This is a genomic window from Liquorilactobacillus sicerae, assembly GCF_029916425.1.
GTDB lineage: Bacteria > Bacillota > Bacilli > Lactobacillales > Lactobacillaceae > Liquorilactobacillus > Liquorilactobacillus sicerae.
Genome location: NZ_JAHAVQ010000353.1, coordinates 1 through 393 on the forward strand (window position 1 = coordinate 1; position 393 = coordinate 393).

At 35.4% G+C, this 393-nt stretch carries 1 protein-coding gene; it reads right to left on the reverse strand.

The window, feature by feature from the left end:
* The coding region (locus KH893_RS12800; protein ID WP_281166398.1) for a sensor histidine kinase at positions 1-393 on the reverse strand (393 nt) is incomplete at both ends.

Below are 393 nucleotides of genomic sequence, written 5' to 3' on the forward strand. Positions count from 1 at the left end.
CTGAATATCTAAATAGTGTTCTTTTTCGGTAACTATGACATAGACGCGATTATTATTCTTACGGCCGGAGAAAGCGTGACGAATGGCATTTTCAACTAAAATTTGAATCGTAAAAGGTGGCAATAAATTCATTTCACTACTTTTAACTGAAAATTTAACATCATACTTATTCGGGAAACGACTTTGTTCCAGAGACAAATAGGCCTGAACATGTGTTTCTTCTTGTTTTAGAGTAATTTCCGTTTCGCGAACACCCTGAAGATTAGTTCGAAAATAGGTACTAAGCTCCAATAATAAATTATGAGCCTGAACAGCGTTAGTTCTCATCAAAGCCGAAATAGTATTGATAGCATTAAAAAAGAAGTGCGGATTAACCTGAGCCTGCAAAGATTT